This is a genomic window from Bacillus zhangzhouensis, from assembly GCF_000715205.1.
GTDB lineage: Bacteria > Bacillota > Bacilli > Bacillales > Bacillaceae > Bacillus > Bacillus zhangzhouensis.
In genome coordinates this window covers 44,918-62,210 of record NZ_JOTP01000017.1, presented here as the reverse complement: position 1 = coordinate 62,210, position 17,293 = coordinate 44,918, and the positions used below count along the sequence as shown (strand labels likewise).

Annotated in this window: 19 protein-coding genes and 1 other annotated feature; all 19 genes read left to right on the top strand. The window is 41.4% G+C overall.

Annotated features, from left to right (window positions below; genetic code table 11):
* Positions 1 to 147 precede the first annotated feature (147 nt).
* The 19 genes from BA70_RS13755 to nusG all read left to right on the top strand — a co-directional run bounded on the left by BA70_RS13755 (position 148) and on the right by nusG (position 17,157).
* Entirely contained in the window at positions 148 to 612 is a 465-nt protein-coding gene (locus BA70_RS13755) for a CtsR family transcriptional regulator (protein WP_034323278.1), read from the top strand.
* A 14-nt stretch (positions 613 to 626) separates the two neighbouring features.
* The gene (locus tag BA70_RS13750; protein ID WP_034323275.1) at positions 627 to 1,184 is read left to right on the top strand and encodes a protein-arginine kinase activator protein McsA; all 558 of its coding nucleotides are present in this window, start codon (positions 627 to 629) and stop codon (positions 1,182 to 1,184) included.
* Positions 1,185 to 1,188: 4 nt separating this feature from the next.
* Entirely contained in the window at positions 1,189 to 2,280 is a 1,092-nt protein-coding gene (locus tag BA70_RS13745) for a protein-arginine kinase McsB (RefSeq protein WP_034323272.1), read from the top strand.
* Positions 2,277 to 4,712, top strand: a complete 2,436-nt coding sequence (gene clpC, locus BA70_RS13740) for an ATP-dependent protease ATP-binding subunit ClpC (protein ID WP_034323269.1) — start codon at positions 2,277 to 2,279, stop codon at positions 4,710 to 4,712. The genes BA70_RS13745 and clpC overlap by 4 nt, the downstream gene beginning before the upstream one ends.
* Before the next feature lie 93 nt (positions 4,713 to 4,805).
* Positions 4,806 to 6,185 carry a DNA repair protein RadA gene (gene radA, locus BA70_RS13735; RefSeq protein WP_034323268.1) on the top strand — a complete coding sequence of 460 codons (1,380 nt, stop codon included), beginning with the start codon at positions 4,806 to 4,808 and terminating at the stop codon, positions 6,183 to 6,185.
* A gap of 2 nt (positions 6,186 to 6,187) precedes the next feature.
* Positions 6,188 to 7,267: a DNA integrity scanning diadenylate cyclase DisA gene (gene disA / locus BA70_RS13730; RefSeq protein ID WP_034323266.1), complete on the top strand. Its 1,080-nt coding sequence runs from the start codon at positions 6,188 to 6,190 to the stop codon at positions 7,265 to 7,267.
* A gap of 153 nt (positions 7,268 to 7,420) precedes the next feature.
* Complete coding sequence (locus BA70_RS13725) at positions 7,421 to 8,521, top strand: PIN/TRAM domain-containing protein (protein ID WP_034323285.1); 1,101 nt, start codon at positions 7,421 to 7,423, stop codon at positions 8,519 to 8,521.
* A gap of 13 nt (positions 8,522 to 8,534) precedes the next feature.
* Entirely contained in the window at positions 8,535 to 9,224 is a 690-nt protein-coding gene (ispD, locus tag BA70_RS13720) for a 2-C-methyl-D-erythritol 4-phosphate cytidylyltransferase (protein ID WP_034323263.1), read from the top strand.
* 3 nt (positions 9,225 to 9,227) lie between these two features.
* Positions 9,228 to 9,704, top strand: coding sequence for a 2-C-methyl-D-erythritol 2,4-cyclodiphosphate synthase (gene ispF, locus BA70_RS13715; protein ID WP_034323261.1), 477 nt, complete (start codon positions 9,228 to 9,230; stop codon positions 9,702 to 9,704).
* 94 nt (positions 9,705 to 9,798) lie between these two features.
* Positions 9,799 to 11,250, top strand: a complete 1,452-nt coding sequence (gene gltX / locus BA70_RS13710; RefSeq protein WP_034323258.1) for a glutamate--tRNA ligase — start codon at positions 9,799 to 9,801, stop codon at positions 11,248 to 11,250.
* Positions 11,251 to 11,482: a binding site (T-box leader), on the top strand.
* Between the two features lie 81 nt (positions 11,483 to 11,563).
* Positions 11,564 to 12,217 (top strand): serine O-acetyltransferase, encoded by a 654-nt coding sequence (gene cysE / locus BA70_RS13705; protein ID WP_034323283.1) that lies wholly within the window; start codon positions 11,564 to 11,566, stop codon positions 12,215 to 12,217.
* Entirely contained in the window at positions 12,214 to 13,614 is a 1,401-nt protein-coding gene (gene cysS / locus BA70_RS13700) for a cysteine--tRNA ligase (protein ID WP_034323256.1), read from the top strand. The genes cysE and cysS overlap by 4 nt, the downstream gene beginning before the upstream one ends.
* Before the next feature lie 2 nt (positions 13,615 to 13,616).
* Complete coding sequence (locus BA70_RS13695) at positions 13,617 to 14,048, top strand: Mini-ribonuclease 3 (protein WP_034323254.1); 432 nt, start codon at positions 13,617 to 13,619, stop codon at positions 14,046 to 14,048.
* Complete coding sequence (rlmB, locus tag BA70_RS13690; protein ID WP_034323251.1) at positions 14,032 to 14,781, top strand: 23S rRNA (guanosine(2251)-2'-O)-methyltransferase RlmB; 750 nt, start codon at positions 14,032 to 14,034, stop codon at positions 14,779 to 14,781. Before BA70_RS13695 ends, rlmB begins: the two co-directional genes overlap by 17 nt.
* Before the next feature lie 2 nt (positions 14,782 to 14,783).
* Positions 14,784 to 15,296 (top strand): ribosome-dependent mRNA decay endonuclease Rae1/YacP, encoded by a 513-nt coding sequence (gene rae1 / locus BA70_RS13685; RefSeq protein ID WP_034323248.1) that lies wholly within the window; start codon positions 14,784 to 14,786, stop codon positions 15,294 to 15,296.
* A 63-nt stretch (positions 15,297 to 15,359) separates the two neighbouring features.
* A complete protein-coding gene (gene sigH / locus BA70_RS13680) occupies positions 15,360 to 16,016 on the top strand; it encodes an RNA polymerase sporulation sigma factor SigH (RefSeq protein ID WP_008345424.1) in 657 nt (218 codons plus the stop codon).
* Between the two features lie 76 nt (positions 16,017 to 16,092).
* Complete coding sequence (gene rpmG, locus BA70_RS19605) at positions 16,093 to 16,242, top strand: 50S ribosomal protein L33 (RefSeq protein ID WP_078061730.1); 150 nt, start codon at positions 16,093 to 16,095, stop codon at positions 16,240 to 16,242.
* A 34-nt stretch (positions 16,243 to 16,276) separates the two neighbouring features.
* Positions 16,277 to 16,453, top strand: coding sequence for a preprotein translocase subunit SecE (gene secE, locus BA70_RS13675; protein ID WP_008345422.1), 177 nt, complete (start codon positions 16,277 to 16,279; stop codon positions 16,451 to 16,453).
* Between the two features lie 170 nt (positions 16,454 to 16,623).
* Positions 16,624 to 17,157: a transcription termination/antitermination protein NusG gene (nusG, locus tag BA70_RS13670; RefSeq protein WP_034323246.1), complete on the top strand. Its 534-nt coding sequence runs from the start codon at positions 16,624 to 16,626 to the stop codon at positions 17,155 to 17,157.
* Positions 17,158 to 17,293 lie beyond the last annotated feature (136 nt).

Below are 17,293 nucleotides of genomic sequence, written 5' to 3'. Positions count from 1 at the left end.
GTCTTTTTTGTGTTTTTGAGAGGTTTGACACCATATAAATGTGGAAATAATATTGTTAGTTGAGCGATTATCTTGAAAAATCGATCGAAAAAATTTATAGTAAGATTAAAGTCAAATATAGTCAAAGTCAATGGAGGAGGAGGCGGAGTGGCACAAAATATTTCTGATATCATCGAACAGTATTTGAAGGAAGTCTTGGATCAGAATGGTCGAGAAATATTAGAAATTAAGCGCAATGAGATTGCAGATAAGTTTCAGTGCGTACCTTCACAAATTAATTATGTTATCAATACACGCTTTACGAGCGAAAGAGGCTATATCGTTGAAAGTAAGCGTGGCGGCGGTGGCTATATCCGCATCATTAAAGTCAAAATGAATGATGAAGTCGACTTATTGAACCACATTATTTCCCAAATCTATCATCGTTTATCACAGGCTGCATCTGATCATATCATCATGCGTCTTGTGGAAAACAACATTCTATCCGAAAGAGAAGCTAAGATGATGATCAGTGTCATGGACCGTTCTGTTTTGCACATTGATTTACCTGAACGAGATGAACTGCGGGCTCGGATGATGAAAGCGATGTTAAATGCTTTGAAATTAAAGTAAAGCGGGTGAAAAGATTGATTTGTCAAGAATGCAATGAGAGACCAGCCACTTTTCACTTTACAAAAGTTATAAATGGAGAAAAACAAGAAATGCACATATGTGAACAATGTGCAAAAGAAAACAGTGATTCATATGCTATGAGTGGAAACCAAGGTTTCTCGATTCACAACTTATTATCAGGCTTACTGAATATTGATCCTAGCTTTACCACAAGTGCTAACAAAGGATCATCTATTTTTCAAGAAGCGAGAGAAGTGGATCAATGTCCTAAGTGTGGCTTAACCTTTAAGCAGTTCAGAAAAACAGGCCGTTTTGGCTGTGCAGAATGTTATCGTACATTTGATCAGTACCTCAATCCTGTTTTGCGGAAAGTCCATAGTGGAAATACAGTCCATAATGGAAAAGTTCCTAAACGGATTGCCGGCAGTCTGCATGTACGCCGGAAACTTGAGTTGATGCAGCAAGAGCTGAAGCAGTTGATTGAACAGGAAGAGTTCGAAAAAGCAGCGGAAGTTCGAGATCAAATTCGTGCATTAGAGCATGAGCAATCTCAGCAGAGGGAGGGAGATTAACAATATGTCGCTCCAGCATTTTATTCAAGACGCTTTAAGTCAATGGATGAAACAAAAAGGGCCAGAAAGTGACATTGTTCTAAGCAGTCGTATTCGGCTAGCGCGCAATCTAGAGCATGTTCGTTTCCCAACTCAGTTTTCTCAAGAGGAGGCTGAAGCTGTTCTCCAGCAATTCGAGCAAAAGTTTGCTAGCCAGGAAGTGAAGGACATTGGAAACTTTGTTCTGATTCGAATGAATGAAACACAGCCTTTAGCAAAGAGGGTACTCGTTGAAAAGCATTTGATTAGCCCCAACTTGGCAGAATCAAGATTTGGCGGCTGCTTGCTTTCTGAAAACGAGGAAATCAGTGTCATGCTAAATGAAGAGGACCATATTCGTATCCAATGCCTGTTCCCAGGTTTTCAGCTGGCCAATGCACTTAAAGTGGCTAATCAGGTAGACGACTGGATTGAAGAGCAAGTAGATTATGCGTTTTCGGAAAAGCGAGGATACTTAACAAGCTGTCCGACCAATGTAGGTACAGGTATAAGGGCTTCGGTCATGATGCACTTACCAGCATTAGCTCTCACACGACAAATGCATCGGATTATTCCTGCAATTAATCAATTAGGTCTTGTCGTCAGAGGAATTTATGGTGAGGGTAGCGAAGCAATAGGAAACATCTTTCAAATTTCAAATCAAATGACACTTGGTCAAGCAGAAGAAGATATTGTGGATGATTTGAATAGTGTGACAGCTCAGCTCATTGAACAAGAGCGATCTGCACGAAAAGCCTTATATCAAACATCTAAAATTGAACTTGAGGACAGAGTGTACCGCTCCTTAGGGATATTGGCCAATTGTCGTATGATTGAATCAAAAGAAACGGCAAAGTGTCTGTCTGATGTGCGGCTTGGAATTGATTTAGGTATCATTAAGGGGCTTTCAAGTAATATACTGAATGAACTCATGATTTTGACACAGCCTGGCTTCCTTCAACAATATTCAGGAGGAGCCTTGGAGCCAAATGAACGAGATATAAAACGAGCAGCGATTATCAGAGAAAGGCTGCGCTTAGAAATGCATAGGAATGGACAGGAGGATGAAACGATATGATGTTTGGAAGATTCACTGAAAGAGCTCAAAAGGTATTAGCACTTGCACAAGAAGAAGCCATTCGCCTAGGCCATAAGAACATTGGAACAGAACACATTTTACTTGGTCTTGTACGTGAAGGTGAGGGCATCGCCGCAAAAGCGTTAGAAGCACTGGGCCTTGTTTCAGATAAAATCCAAAAAGAAGTCGAAAGCTTGATTGGAAGAGGGCAAGAGGTGTCTCAAGCTATTCCTCATTATACGCCTAGAGCGAAGAAGGTCACGGAGCTTTCTATGGATGAAGCAAGAAAGCTAGGTCATTCCTATGTAGGGACAGAACATATTCTTTTAGGTCTTATTCGTGAGGGAGAGGGTGTAGCTGCCCGTGTCTTAAATAACCTCGGAGTGAGCTTAAATAAAGCACGTCAGCAAGTGTTGCAGCTGCTTGGCAGCAATGAAACTGGTGCATCAGCGGCAGGATCGAATAGCAATGCAAATACACCAACCTTAGATAGCTTGGCAAGAGACTTAACGGCTATTGCAAAAGAGGACAGCTTGGACCCTGTCATTGGCAGAAGTAAAGAAATTCAGCGTGTCATTGAGGTGCTAAGCAGAAGAACAAAGAATAACCCAGTTCTGATTGGTGAGCCTGGTGTTGGTAAAACCGCGATCGCAGAAGGTCTTGCACAGCAAATTATTCATAACGAAGTGCCTGAAATCCTGCGTGATAAACGAGTGATGACACTCGATATGGGAACCGTTGTAGCGGGAACGAAATATCGTGGTGAATTCGAGGATCGTTTGAAAAAAGTCATGGACGAAATTCGTCAGGCTGGAAATATCATTCTCTTCATTGATGAGCTTCATACACTGATTGGCGCAGGTGGAGCAGAGGGTGCGATTGATGCGTCTAATATTCTGAAACCATCCCTGGCACGTGGTGAGCTTCAATGTATCGGTGCTACAACGTTAGATGAGTACCGTAAATATATCGAGAAGGATGCGGCACTAGAACGTCGTTTCCAACCAATTCAAGTGGATCAGCCGTCCGTTGATGAAAGTATTCAAATCTTAAGAGGACTTAGAGATCGTTATGAAGCACATCACCGTGTGTCCATTACAGATGAAGCGATTGAAGCGGCAGTGAAGCTGTCTGACCGTTATATCTCTGATCGTTTCCTTCCAGATAAGGCGATTGATCTAATTGATGAGGCAGGTTCGAAGGTACGTTTACGTTCATTCACGACACCGCCTAATCTAAAGGAACTAGAGCAAAAGCTGGATGAAGTACGTAAGGAAAAGGATGCGGCTGTTCAAAGTCAAGAATTTGAAAAAGCAGCTTCCCTACGTGACACAGAGCAGCGCTTGCGTGAAAAAGTAGAAGTCACAAAGAAATCGTGGAAAGAAAAGCAGGGACAAGAGAATTCTGAGGTATCTGTAGATGATATCGCAATGGTCGTCTCTAGCTGGACGGGAGTGCCTGTTTCGAAAATTGCTCAAACCGAAACAGATAAGCTTCTGAATATGGAACAATTGCTCCATTCTCGCGTGATTGGTCAGGATGAAGCGGTTGTCGCTGTAGCGAAAGCTGTGAGACGTGCGCGTGCTGGTCTAAAAGACCCGAAACGTCCGATTGGCTCCTTTATCTTCTTAGGCCCAACAGGTGTTGGTAAGACTGAGCTTGCAAGAGCACTGGCCGAGTCTATTTTCGGTGATGAAGAAGCGATGATCCGTATTGATATGTCTGAATACATGGAGAAACATTCTACATCAAGACTTGTTGGTTCACCTCCAGGCTATGTTGGCTATGATGAAGGTGGCCAGCTGACTGAAAAAGTGAGAAGAAAACCTTATTCTGTAGTGCTTTTAGATGAGATTGAAAAAGCGCATCCTGATGTGTTTAATATCTTACTGCAAGTATTAGAAGATGGTCGTCTTACTGATTCTAAAGGACGTACAGTTGACTTTAGAAATACTATTTTGATTATGACTTCAAACGTTGGGGCTAGTGAACTGAAGCGCAATAAATATGTTGGCTTTAACGTACAGGATGAAGGTCAAAATTACAAAGATATGAAAGGCAAAGTAATGGGTGAGTTGAAACGTGCGTTTAGACCGGAATTCATCAACCGTATTGATGAAATCATTGTCTTCCACTCGCTTGAAAAGAAACATCTAAAAGAGATTGTGTCTCTCATGTCTGATCAATTAACAAAACGTTTAAAAGAGCAAGACCTCTCAATTGAACTGACAGAAGCAGCAAAAGCGAAGATTGCCGACGAAGGTGTAGACCTTGAGTATGGTGCTCGTCCGTTAAGAAGAGCGATTCAAAAGCACGTTGAGGATCGACTTTCTGAGGAATTGCTGAGAGGTAATATTGAAAAGGGTCAACATATCGTATTAGATGTGGAAGACGGAGAAATTGTCGTAAAAGCGACGGCTGCTACGAACTAATATAGTAAGAAAAAAGTGTGAGGCATACCAGTCAGATGTATGCCTCCCTTTACTTATTTTCTGATCAGTATAAGGAGTTGTATTCTTCAATCTATGGCTAAGACAAAATCAAAATTTATATGCCAATCGTGCGGTTATGAGTCAGCCAAATGGATGGGGAAATGTCCTGGCTGCGGCACGTGGAACAGTATGACAGAAGAGGTCGTTCGCAAAGAGCCGACAAACCGTCGAAGTGCTTTTAATCATTCTGTTCAAACCATTCAAAAACCTTCACCTATTTCTGCAATTGAAACATCCGAAGAACCCCGAATTAAAACGAATTTAGAAGAATTTAACCGAGTATTAGGAAGTGGAATTGTCAAAGGCTCTCTCGTTCTCATTGGCGGAGACCCTGGGATTGGGAAGTCCACATTATTATTACAAGTATCAGCCCAGCTCTCAGACCAAAATCAGAATGTATTATACATATCTGGTGAGGAGTCCATTAAACAAACGAAGCTAAGAGCGGATCGCCTCGGTATTGATAGCACCTCTTTACATGTTTTGGCTGAAACCGATATGGAGTATATAACGTCTTCTATACAAGAGATGAAACCCGCTTTTGTGGTGGTGGATTCGATTCAAACCGTTTATCAAAGTGATATTACGTCAGCTCCTGGATCTGTTTCTCAGGTAAGAGAATGCACAGCGCAGCTGATGAAGATTGCCAAAACGAATGGTATTCCGATTTTTATCGTTGGTCACGTGACCAAAGAAGGCTCGATCGCAGGTCCACGCCTTTTAGAGCATATGGTGGACACGGTTCTTTATTTTGAAGGGGAGCGGCATCATACGTTTCGCATCTTACGAGCAGTGAAAAACCGATTTGGTTCAACGAATGAATTAGGGATTTTTGAAATGAGAGAAGAAGGGCTCACGGAAGTATTAAACCCATCAGAAATTTTCTTAGAAGAGCGGTCAGCAGGTGTATCTGGTTCGTGTGTTGTTGCCTCAATGGAAGGAACAAGACCCGTCCTTGTGGAGATACAAGCATTAATTTCGCCGACAAGCTTTGGCAATCCACGGAGAATGGCTACAGGCCTTGATCATAATCGTGTGTCATTGCTAATGGCCGTTTTAGAAAAACGTGTAGGGCTGCTTTTGCAAAACCAAGATGCGTATTTAAAGGTTGCAGGCGGTGTGAAGCTTGACGAACCAGCGATTGACTTGGCCATTGCTGTCAGTATTGCATCAAGCTTTAAAGACGCAGCGCCACAACCAGCGGATTGCTTTATAGGAGAAGTTGGTCTGACGGGAGAAGTCAGAAGAGTATCAAGAATTGAACAGCGTGTGCAGGAAGCTGCTAAACTAGGATTTAAGCGAATGTTTATTCCTCAGGCGAATATAGACGGATGGAAAAAGCCGAGAGGGATTGAGATAGTCGGTGTAGAAAATGTAGCGGAGGCACTTCGTATTTCACTAGGGGGATCATAGAAATGGAAAAAGAGAAAAAAGGAGCGAGAGAAGTTGATCTCTTAGATATCGTACAGTTTGTGGCACCAGGGACACCTTTGCGAGTAGGGATTGAAAATGTCCTGAGAGCCAATACTGGCGGGCTCATTGTTGTTGGTTATAACGACAAAGTAAAAAGTGTGGTGGATGGAGGATTTCATATTAATTCTGCCTTCTCCCCAGCACACTTATATGAATTGGCCAAGATGGATGGGGCCATTATTTTAAGCGATTCTGGTCAAAAAATCTTGTATGCGAATACACAACTGATGCCAGATGCAACGATTCATTCATCAGAAACAGGCATGAGACACCGAACGGCTGAACGTGTAGCCAAACAGACAGGCTGCTTAATCATTGCCATTTCTGAACGGAGAAACGTCATTACTTTATACCAAGGAAATCGTCGTTACACGTTGAAAGATATCGGCTTTATTTTAACAAAGGCCAATCAAGCCATTCAAACACTTGAGAAATATAAAACCATTTTAGATCACGCCATTTCAGCGTTAAGCGCCCTAGAATTTGAAGAGCTTGTCACCTTTGGTGATGTACTATCCGTGCTGCATCGCTACGAAATGGTGCTCAGAATCAAAAATGAAATTAACATGTATATCAAAGAGCTCGGGACAGAAGGACACTTGATCCGTCTTCAAGTCAATGAGCTGATTACAGATATGGAGCAGGAAGCGGCTCTATTTATTAAAGATTACGTGAAAGAAAAGATTAAAGATCCATATGTTTTGCTTAAACAACTCCAAGATATGTCTAGCTTTGAGCTTTTAGATGATTCCATTCTGTACAAGTTACTTGGATATCCAGCATCTACAAATGTTGACGATTATGTGTACACAAGAGGGTTCAGATTACTTCACAAAATCCCTAGATTGCCAATGCCTATTGTTGAAAATGTGGTCGAAGCGTTTGGTGTGTTAGATCGAATTATGGAAGCAGATGTACAAGAATTGGATGAAGTAGAAGGAATTGGAGAAGTAAGGGCGAAAAAGATAAAAAAAGGATTAAAAAGGTTACAAGAAAAACATTATATTGACCGTCAGCTGTAGAAGAGAAATTTTCCTCAATTACGGTTAAAAATGGATGAATATGGGTATATTAATGATGCTTTTTGTTTTCTGTTGATCATGATAGAAAACTTAAACATATATCAATGTTAGATGAAGGTGGATTGACAGATGAAAAATAAAGGAGGTGAAGGTATGTTAAAAAGAATCGTTCAGGCGTTTTTTATCATTTTTGGTGCAGTTGTAGGGATTTTTATCATTCCAGAGTTATTTCTGCTGTTAAATGTAAAGGACATACCTCTCATAACAAATGCTTACTCTTCAGCACTAATAGGAGCCGCTGTGTTCTTTATCATCGGCCAATGGTGCACAGGCTATGTTGTTAATTGGGTGAAATGGATCGAGGATTCTCTATTAAAGGCGCCTCTTCCTGATCTTATATCTGGAAGTTTCGGTTTAGTATTTGGACTTATTCTAGCATATCTTATTGTAAACGTGATCCCGCTAAACAATATCCCATATCATATTTTTGGTACCATTATTCCGATTTTTCTGGCTTTCTTTTTAGGATACCTTGGATTTCAGGTAGGGTTTAAGAAGAAGGATGAAATGATGGGGCTGTTCTCTCGATCTGCAAAGGTCAGCAAGAAAAAAGGCGCAGCTGATGATGAACCTGAAATAGAAGATAAAAAGCTGAAAATTTTAGACACAAGTGTTATCATTGATGGAAGAATCGCAGATATTTGTCAAACTGGATTTTTAGAAGGAATTATGGTAATTCCTCAATTTGTTCTCGAGGAACTACAGCATATTGCAGACTCTTCTGATGTATTAAAGAGAAATAGAGGCCGAAGAGGTCTTGATATTTTAAATCGTATCCAAAAAGAATTGGATATCAAAGTTGAAATTTACGAAGGTGACTTCGAAGACATTCAAGAGGTTGATAGCAAGCTTGTGAAGCTCGCTAAATTAACTTCAGGTGTTGTTGTGACAAATGATTTTAATTTAAATAAAGTATGCGAACTTCAAAAAGTAGCAGTGTTAAACATCAATGATCTAGCCAATGCGGTCAAACCGGTTGTACTGCCTGGGGAAGAAATGAAGGTACAGGTCATTAAAGATGGGAAAGAGCATAACCAAGGTGTTGCCTACTTAGATGACGGTACGATGATTGTGGTCGAAGAAGGACGCAATTACATTGGAAAAGATATTGATGTGCTTGTCACAAGTGTGCTGCAGACTGCTGCTGGAAGAATGATTTTTGCGAAGCCAAAACTTCTGGAGAAGGCGCTCTAAAGGGAGAACGAACATGTATTATGAAGTAGTTATTCCGGCTGCGGGGCAGGGGAAACGAATGAAGGCCGGTCGCAATAAGCTTTTTATTGAATTGAAAAGAATGCCGGTCATCATTCACACACTAAAGGTGTTTGACGCCCATTCACAATGCAAACGCATGATCTTAGCGATCAATGAAGAGGAGCGTCGTGACTTTGAAAGGCTACTAAAGGTACACGCTTTTCAAACGCCTGTTTCACTTGTCACTGGCGGTGAAGAACGTCAGCAAAGTGTATACGAAGGATTGAAGGCTGTGAAAGATGCGGACATCGTGCTTGTTCATGATGGAGCAAGGCCTTTTATTAAGCATACACAGATCGACTTGCTCGTTAAAGCAGCGATTGAAAAAGGCTCCGCAGTCGTAGCGGTACCAGTGAAAGACACAATCAAACGCGTTCAAGAAGGCAAAGTGGAGCAAACCATTGAACGTCAAAGCTTGTGGGCAGTCCAGACCCCACAAGCTTTTCGTCATTCTATTTTAAAAGAGGCGCATGAATATGCGGAGCGGACAGGCTTCCTTGGAACAGACGACGCCAGCCTTGTGGAACAATTACATGGTAAGAGTGTGTATATTGTCCAGGGAGACTATACCAATATTAAACTGACAACACCAGATGATTTACTGGTTGCCAAGGCAATTATGGATGCGGAAAGAGGGTACTAGATCATGTTGAGAATAGGACAAGGCTTTGATGTACATCAATTAACAGAGGGAAGACCTCTTATTATCGGCGGGGTTACCATTCCCTATGAAAAGGGCCTGCTTGGGCATTCAGACGCTGACGTACTGCTTCACACGGTGGCAGATGCCTGTCTAGGTGCGATTGGTGAAGGAGATATCGGCAGACATTTCCCAGATACTGATCCCGAGTTTAAGGATGCAGATTCTTTTAAATTACTTCAGCATGTGTGGGCACTTGTGAAAGACAAAGGCTATACACTGGTGAATATTGACTGCACCATCATGGCGCAAAAGCCAAAAATGGCACCTTACATTCAACCAATGTGCGAGAAAATCGCAGAAGCGCTTGAGGCAGATGTCACACAGGTAAATGTCAAAGCAACAACAACTGAGAAACTCGGATTTACAGGTAGAGGCGAAGGAATTGCTTCTCAGGCGACGGTGCTTCTTCAGAAAAAGTAAAATCCATTTTGATGAGAATGGTATTTGATGATAAAATACGTTTATAAAAAAATGGTGTCAGACAACATGATGCAGATGAAAGGAAGTTAAACTCATGGGAAATGAAGTGCGTGTTCGTTATGCACCGAGTCCAACTGGGCATTTACATATTGGGAATGCTAGAACGGCTCTTTTCAACTATTTGTTCGCCCGCAGCCAAGGCGGCAAATTTATTATTCGAATCGAAGATACGGATCAAAAGCGTAATGTAGAAGGTGGAGAAGAAAGCCAGCTTCGCCATTTGCAGTGGCTCGGCATTGATTGGGACGAGAGTATTGATAAAGATGGCGGCTACGGCCCTTACAGACAATCAGAGCGTAATGATATTTACAAAAAATATTATGACGAGCTGCTAGAAAAGGACTTGGCTTATAAGTGCTATTGTACGGCTGAAGAATTAGAAGAAGAGCGTGAAGCACAAATCGCCCGCAGTGAAATGCCTCGATATTCTGGTAAATGCAGTCATTTATCAAAAGAAGAAGAGGATAAGCTCATTGCTGAAGGAAGAGAGCCAAGTATTCGCTTCCGTGTTCCAAAGGGAGAAATCATCAAATTTGGCGATATGGTCAAGGGTGATATTTCGTTTGAAACAGACGGCATCGGTGACTTTGTTATTGTGAAGAAAGATGGTACACCAACTTATAACTTCGCTGTAGCAGTGGATGATCATTTGATGAAAATGACTCACATTCTTCGCGGAGAGGATCACATTTCGAATACACCTAAACAAATCATGATTTTCAATGCATTCGGCTGGGATGTTCCGCTGTTCGGACATATGACGTTGATTGTGAACGAGAACCGTAAGAAATTAAGTAAGCGTGATGAATCGATTATTCAATTCATCGAGCAATATAAGAACTTGGGCTATTTACCAGAAGCCCTGTTTAATTTCATTGCATTACTTGGATGGTCTCCAGTTGGCGAAGAAGAACTATTTACAAAAGAGCAATTCATCGATATTTTCGATGTAAACCGACTTTCTAAGTCACCAGCTCTATTCGATATGCATAAACTAAAATGGGTGAATAACCAATACGTGAAAGCACTTGATCTTGATCAAGTCATTGCATTAACACTTCCACATCTTCAAAAGGCTGGCAAGGTAAGCGAGCAACTGACAGAAGAAGAAAACACGTGGGTACGCAAACTTATTTCTCTATATCACGAACAATTGAGCTACGGAGCAGAAATTGTTGAGTTAACAGAGTTGTTCTTTAAGGAGCAAATTGAGTATAATCAAGAGGCAAGGGAAGTTCTAGCAGAGGAGCAAGTACCAGAAGTCATGGCCTCTTTTGCAAGTCAGCTCGAACGTCTTGAGTCTTTCACACCTGATGAAATCAAGGCTGCCATTAAAGCGGTACAAAAAGAAACAGGGCATAAAGGCAAGAAACTATTCATGCCAATTCGTGTGGCTGTCACAGGACAAACGCATGGCCCAGAACTTCCGCAAAGTATTGAACTACTAGGTAAAGAAACGGTATTAAACCGCATTAAACAAATATAAGGAAAATCGTTGCGAGGGAGAAGTACAATGTTTTCGTCCATCACAGAAAGAGTCTTCACCGGCTGAAAGAGACTTATGGGCAGACGTTGGAAATGCACCCTCAAGACCCTTGAGGAACACGTACGTTAGTATGCAAGGGCGGTACCCTCCGTTACGGGATTAAGTTGAGAAAGCTTGCAAGATAAGGAGCTTTCTAAACAGAGTGGAACCGCGTTTTCAAAACGTCTCTGTCATATGGCAGAGGCGTTTTTTATTTGTCCAAAAAAGAGAGCAAGTCCTAAGAGAGATTCATGGGGAAGAACGGGGGGAGCATGTGTTTTTCAAAATGCTGAAAGAAGATATTGATACTGTGTTTGATCAAGATCCTGCTGCTAGAAGCTATATTGAAGTAGTGCTAACCTATTCAGGGCTTCATGCGATTTGGGCTCATCGTATCGCGCACGCATTTTATAAACGTAAGCTATATTTTCTTGCGCGGATCATTTCTCAGGTCAGCCGATTTTTCACAGGGGTTGAAATTCACCCAGCGGCAACCATTGGCAGGCGATTCTTCATTGATCACGGCATGGGTGTCGTGATTGGGGAAACATGTGAAATTGGAGACAACGTCACTGTTTTCCAAGGCGTGACATTAGGGGGAACAGGGAAAGAAAAGGGAAAGCGGCATCCGACCATTTTAGACGATGCCCTCATTGCGACAGGTGCAAAGGTGCTTGGTTCCATTACAGTGGGAAAAGGGTCCAAGATTGGTGCAGGGTCGGTTGTGTTAAAGGACGTCCCAGACCATTCCACCGTTGTAGGTATACCAGGGCGCGTGGTCGTTCAAAATGGAAAGAAAATCAATCGCGATCTCAATCATCAAGATTTGCCAGATCCAGTTTCCGATCGTTTTAAAGAATTGGAACGAGAAATGGAAAAGCTAAAACGTGAGCTAGCTTCATTGAGCAGAAAGGAAGAACAATCATGACGATCAATATTTATAATACATTAACGCGTAAGAAGGAAGAATTTGTCCCGCTTGAACCAGGAAAGGTCAAGATGTATGTGTGCGGACCGACCGTTTATAACTACATTCATATCGGGAATGCAAGACCGGCGATTGTATATGACACCGTACGTAAGTATTTAGAATACAGCGGTTATGATGTAAATTTTGTATCAAACTTTACAGATGTAGATGATAAACTCATCAAAGCAGCCAATGAGCTCGGAGAAGATGTCCCGACCATTGCTGATCGGTTTATCCAAGCCTACTTCGAAGACGTCAGTGCACTAGGTTGCAAAAAAGCAGACCTTCACCCGCGAGTAACAGAAAATATGAATGACATCATTGCGTTTATTGCCACATTGATTGAAAAAGGCTACGCCTATGAAGCGGATGGTGACGTGTATTACAGCACGCGTTCTTTTGAAGGCTACGGAAAGCTTTCTCACCAATCGATTGATGAACTGAAGACAGGTGCTCGTATTCGTGTAGGTGAAAAGAAACGAGATGCACTGGACTTTGCTTTATGGAAGGCTGCAAAGGATCAGGAAATCTCATGGGATAGCCCGTGGGGCGAAGGACGTCCAGGCTGGCACATCGAGTGCTCGGCAATGGTCAAAAAATATTTAGGTGATACGATCGACATTCATGCTGGCGGACAGGATTTAACGTTCCCTCACCATGAGAATGAGATCGCCCAATCTGAGGCTTTGACAGGGAAACCTTTTGCGAAGTATTGGATGCATAACGGGTATATTAATATTGAGAATGAAAAAATGTCAAAATCACTTGGTAATTTTGTGCTGGTGCATGACATTATTAAAGAACAAGATCCAGATGTACTTCGATTCTTTATGTTATCTGTTCATTACCGTCACCCTATTAATTACTCAATTGATTTATTGGACAGTACAAATAGTGCTTTTAACAGACTCAAAACATCATATGCCAATTTACATCATCGTCTTGAGAGCAGCACCAATCTAACAGACAATAATACCGAATGGCTGACGAAGATTGAAGAGCAGCGCGCGACATTTATTTCTGAAATGAATGATGACTTCAATACTGCGAATGCCATCTCTGTCTTATTTGAACTAGCGAAGCAGGCAAATTACTATATGGAGAATGATCATACTTCTAAGGAAGTGATCAATGCATTTATCAGCTTGTTCCAAGAAATCACAACTGTTCTTGGCTTCTCATTAGAAGAAAAGCACACGCTTGACGAAGAAGTAGAAGCGTTAATTGAGAAACGAAATGAAGCTAGGAGAAATCGTGACTTCGCACTGTCTGATCAAATTCGTGACCAGTTAAAGAGCATGAATATTGTATTAGAGGACACTCCTCAAGGTACTCGCTGGAAAAGAGGAGAATAGGCATGTTGAATTTTGAAAAGCTGAAAGACGGTAAACAGTTGAACGGACTTGCGCTTGCTTATATGGGTGATGCCATATTTGAAGTATATGTGAGGCATCACCTCCTCCAAACGGGGGCGACAAAACCAAATGAGCTGCATAAACGAGCAAGCAAGATTGTTTCAGCTAAATCTCAGGCCGCTATTTTATTTACTCTTCAGCAGCAGGGCTTTTTCACTGAGGCGGAAGAAGCGGTGCTGAAAAGAGGAAGAAATGCAAAATCAGGCACAGTGCCTAAAAACACAGACGTTCAAACGTATCGTTATAGTACGGCGCTTGAAGCGCTTATGGGTTATTTATTTATTGAACAGCAGGACGAACGCTTAGAAGAGCTGATTAGTCAGGCGATTGAAATCGGAACGTCAGGGAGGAAGACAAATGAGTCAGCAACATGATTATGTGATTGGGAAAAATGCAGTGATTGAGACACTGAAGTCAGATCGAGAGTTATACAAGCTCTGGATGGCTGAAAACACTGTAAAAGGACAAGCCCAGCAGGTCATTGAACTCGCTAAAAAGCAAAATATCACCATTCAGTATGTTCCGAGGAAAAAGCTTGATCAAATGGTATCAGGTCAGCACCAGGGAATCGTTGCACAAGTAGCGGCATATGAATATGCGGAATTGGACGATCTGTATCAAATCGCTGAAAAGCGGAATGAACAGCCATTTTTCCTTATTTTAGATGAAATCGAAGATCCTCATAATTTAGGGTCCATTATGCGTACGGCAGATGCTGTAGGTGCGCACGGGATAGTCATTCCAAAAAGGCGAGCAGTCGGCTTGACGACAACCGTTGCCAAGGCATCTACCGGGGCTATCGAGCATATTCCTGTCGCAAAAGTGACCAATCTCTCAAGAGCTCTTGATGAGATGAAAGAAAGAGGAATCTGGGTCGCAGGAACAGATGCGTCTGCTAAGCAGGATTACAGACAATTTGATGGAACAATGCCTCTAGCTCTTGTGATCGGCAGTGAAGGAAAAGGAATCGGTCGATTGATCAGGGAAAAATGTGATTTCCTGATTAAACTGCCAATGGCCGGGAAGGTCACTTCATTAAACGCATCAGTTGCCGCTAGTCTATTGATGTATGAAGTGTATCGAAAACGTTATCCGTTAGGAGAATAGAGATGGACATCCTCTTAGTCGATGGATACAACATGATAGGTGCATGGCCTCGTTTGCAGCACTTAAAGGAAAACAGCTTTGAAGAAGCCAGAGACGTATTGATTCAAAATTTAGCAGAATATCAAGCATACACAGGGTATCGAGTCATTGTCGTATTCGATGCCCATATGGTTAAAGGAATCGAGAAAAAGCGGACAAACCACCGAGTAGAGGTCATCTTTACGAGAGAGAATGAAACGGCTGATGAGCGGATTGAAAAGCTGGCGCAAGATTTAAATAATATTCGGACGCAAATTCATGTAGCGACCTCTGATTTTACGGAACAGTGGGCGATCTTTGGACAAGGTGCTCTTCGCAAGTCGGCTAGAGAGCTTTTAAGAGAGATTGAAGTGATTGAACGAAAGATTGAAACACGGGTCAAAAAGATTACTTCTGATAAACCAGCATCCAAAATTGAATTGTCAGAAGATGTATTGAAAACGTTTGAAAAATGGCGGCGTGGGAATTTGGAATAGCTTGACGATATTTCAACCATTAATGTATAATATTTCTATCTAGGTGCGGTCGGGGGGATCGAAGTGAATCTAAACAACAGCAAGGGTAAGTCCATCAGAGAGCAATTTTGCCAGTTGGAAGATGAACAAGTCATTGAAAGGGTTCATGTCGGAGATAGTGATGCGCTAGATTATTTAATTACGAAATACCGCAATTTTGTACGTGCGAAAGCAAGATCTTATTTCTTGATTGGAGCGGATCGAGAGGACATTGTCCAAGAGGGGATGATCGGACTTTATAAGTCTATCCGCGATTTCAGAGAGGACAAGCTTACTTCATTTAAGGCTTTTGCAGAATTATGTATTACCCGCCAAATTATCACCGCAATTAAAACAGCTACTCGCCAAAAACATATCCCGTTAAATTCCTATGTATCATTAGACAAGCCGATATACGATGAAGAATCGGACAGAACATTGTTGGATGTCATTTCCGGTGCTAAAGCGCTTAACCCAGAAGATTTAATCATTAGCAAAGAAGAATTTGATGATATTGAAATGAAAATGGGTGAACTATTAAGCGAGCTGGAAAGAAAGGTACTTGTGCTTTATCTTGATGGTAGATCCTATCAGGAGATTTCTGAAGATTTAAACCGTCATGTGAAATCAATTGATAATGCACTCCAAAGAGTAAAGAGAAAATTAGAGAAATATTTAGAGCTGCGCGAGATCAGTCTCTAGTCAAACCTATATTGACAGCTTTTTCGACACTGTGATAAGGTACTAAGGAAATGATGTCGAGAAAATAGGTGTAAATATGAGGAAAAAAATCACTCTAGCCTGTAAAGACTGCGGAAGCCGCAATTATACGACAATGAAAAGTGTTGCTTCAGCAGCTGAAAGATTAGAAGTTAAGAAATATTGCAAGAATTGTAATTCACATAAAACACATTTAGAAACGAAGTAAGATTTGCGTTCTTTAATCTGTGGAGGTCTTTTACATGCGTATTATCAGTTTCTTAAAAAGTGTCGGGAAAGAAATGAAAAAGGTCAGCTGGCCAAAGAAAAACGAAATGGTCCGCTACACAATCACTGTTATTTTAACAGTTGTATTCTTTGCAATCTTTTTCTCTTTTCTTGATATAGGAATCTCACAATTAATCGAATTAATTCATTAATACTTGAATAATGATCTGCTGAACGTGCTATAATAGATCATAATATGACTTGCCAAAAAACCCGTTTTACGGGTTTTTTCAATTGCTTGAAAATATTTACGGTACTCGATATTCGTCAAATAGACATTATGAAATGTGGGGAGGGAAGGACTGAATAGTCCTGATCTAAAATGGAAAAGAATTGGTATGTTGTGCATACGTACTCTGGTTATGAAAACAAAGTAAAAGCGAACTTGGAAAAGCGTGTTGAATCAATGGGCATGCAGGATAAAATCTTCCGCGTAGTCGTACCAGAAGAAGAAGAAACTGATTTTAAAAACGGTAAGAAAAAAGTGGTCAAAAAGAAAGTATTCCCTGGCTATGTCCTAGTGGAAATCGTCATGACTGACGATTCTTGGTATGTTGTTCGTAATACACCAGGTGTGACAGGGTTCGTTGGATCAGCTGGATCAGGCTCTAAGCCAACAGCTCTATTACCAGGCGAAGCGGAAACCATTCTGAAGAGAATGGGCCTTGAAGAGCGTAAAACAGAAATCGACTTTGAACTGAAAGAAACAGTCAAGGTCATCGATGGACCATTTGCTAACTTCACAGGATCTATCGAAGAGATTGATTACGATAAAAGCAAAGTCAAAGTATTCGTTAATATGTTTGGTAGAGAAACACCTGTGGAACTTGAGTTCACGCAGATCGATAAATTGTAATTTAAAAGAGCTTGAAATGAGTGTATAGAAGTGGTAATATAGCAAAGGTACGTCTTGAGTTCACTCAAGATCGCTAGCTAGTTATTTCGTCATTCATATAAAGAATGAAGTTGTTGAGTGGGAGGGGGATTCCCCT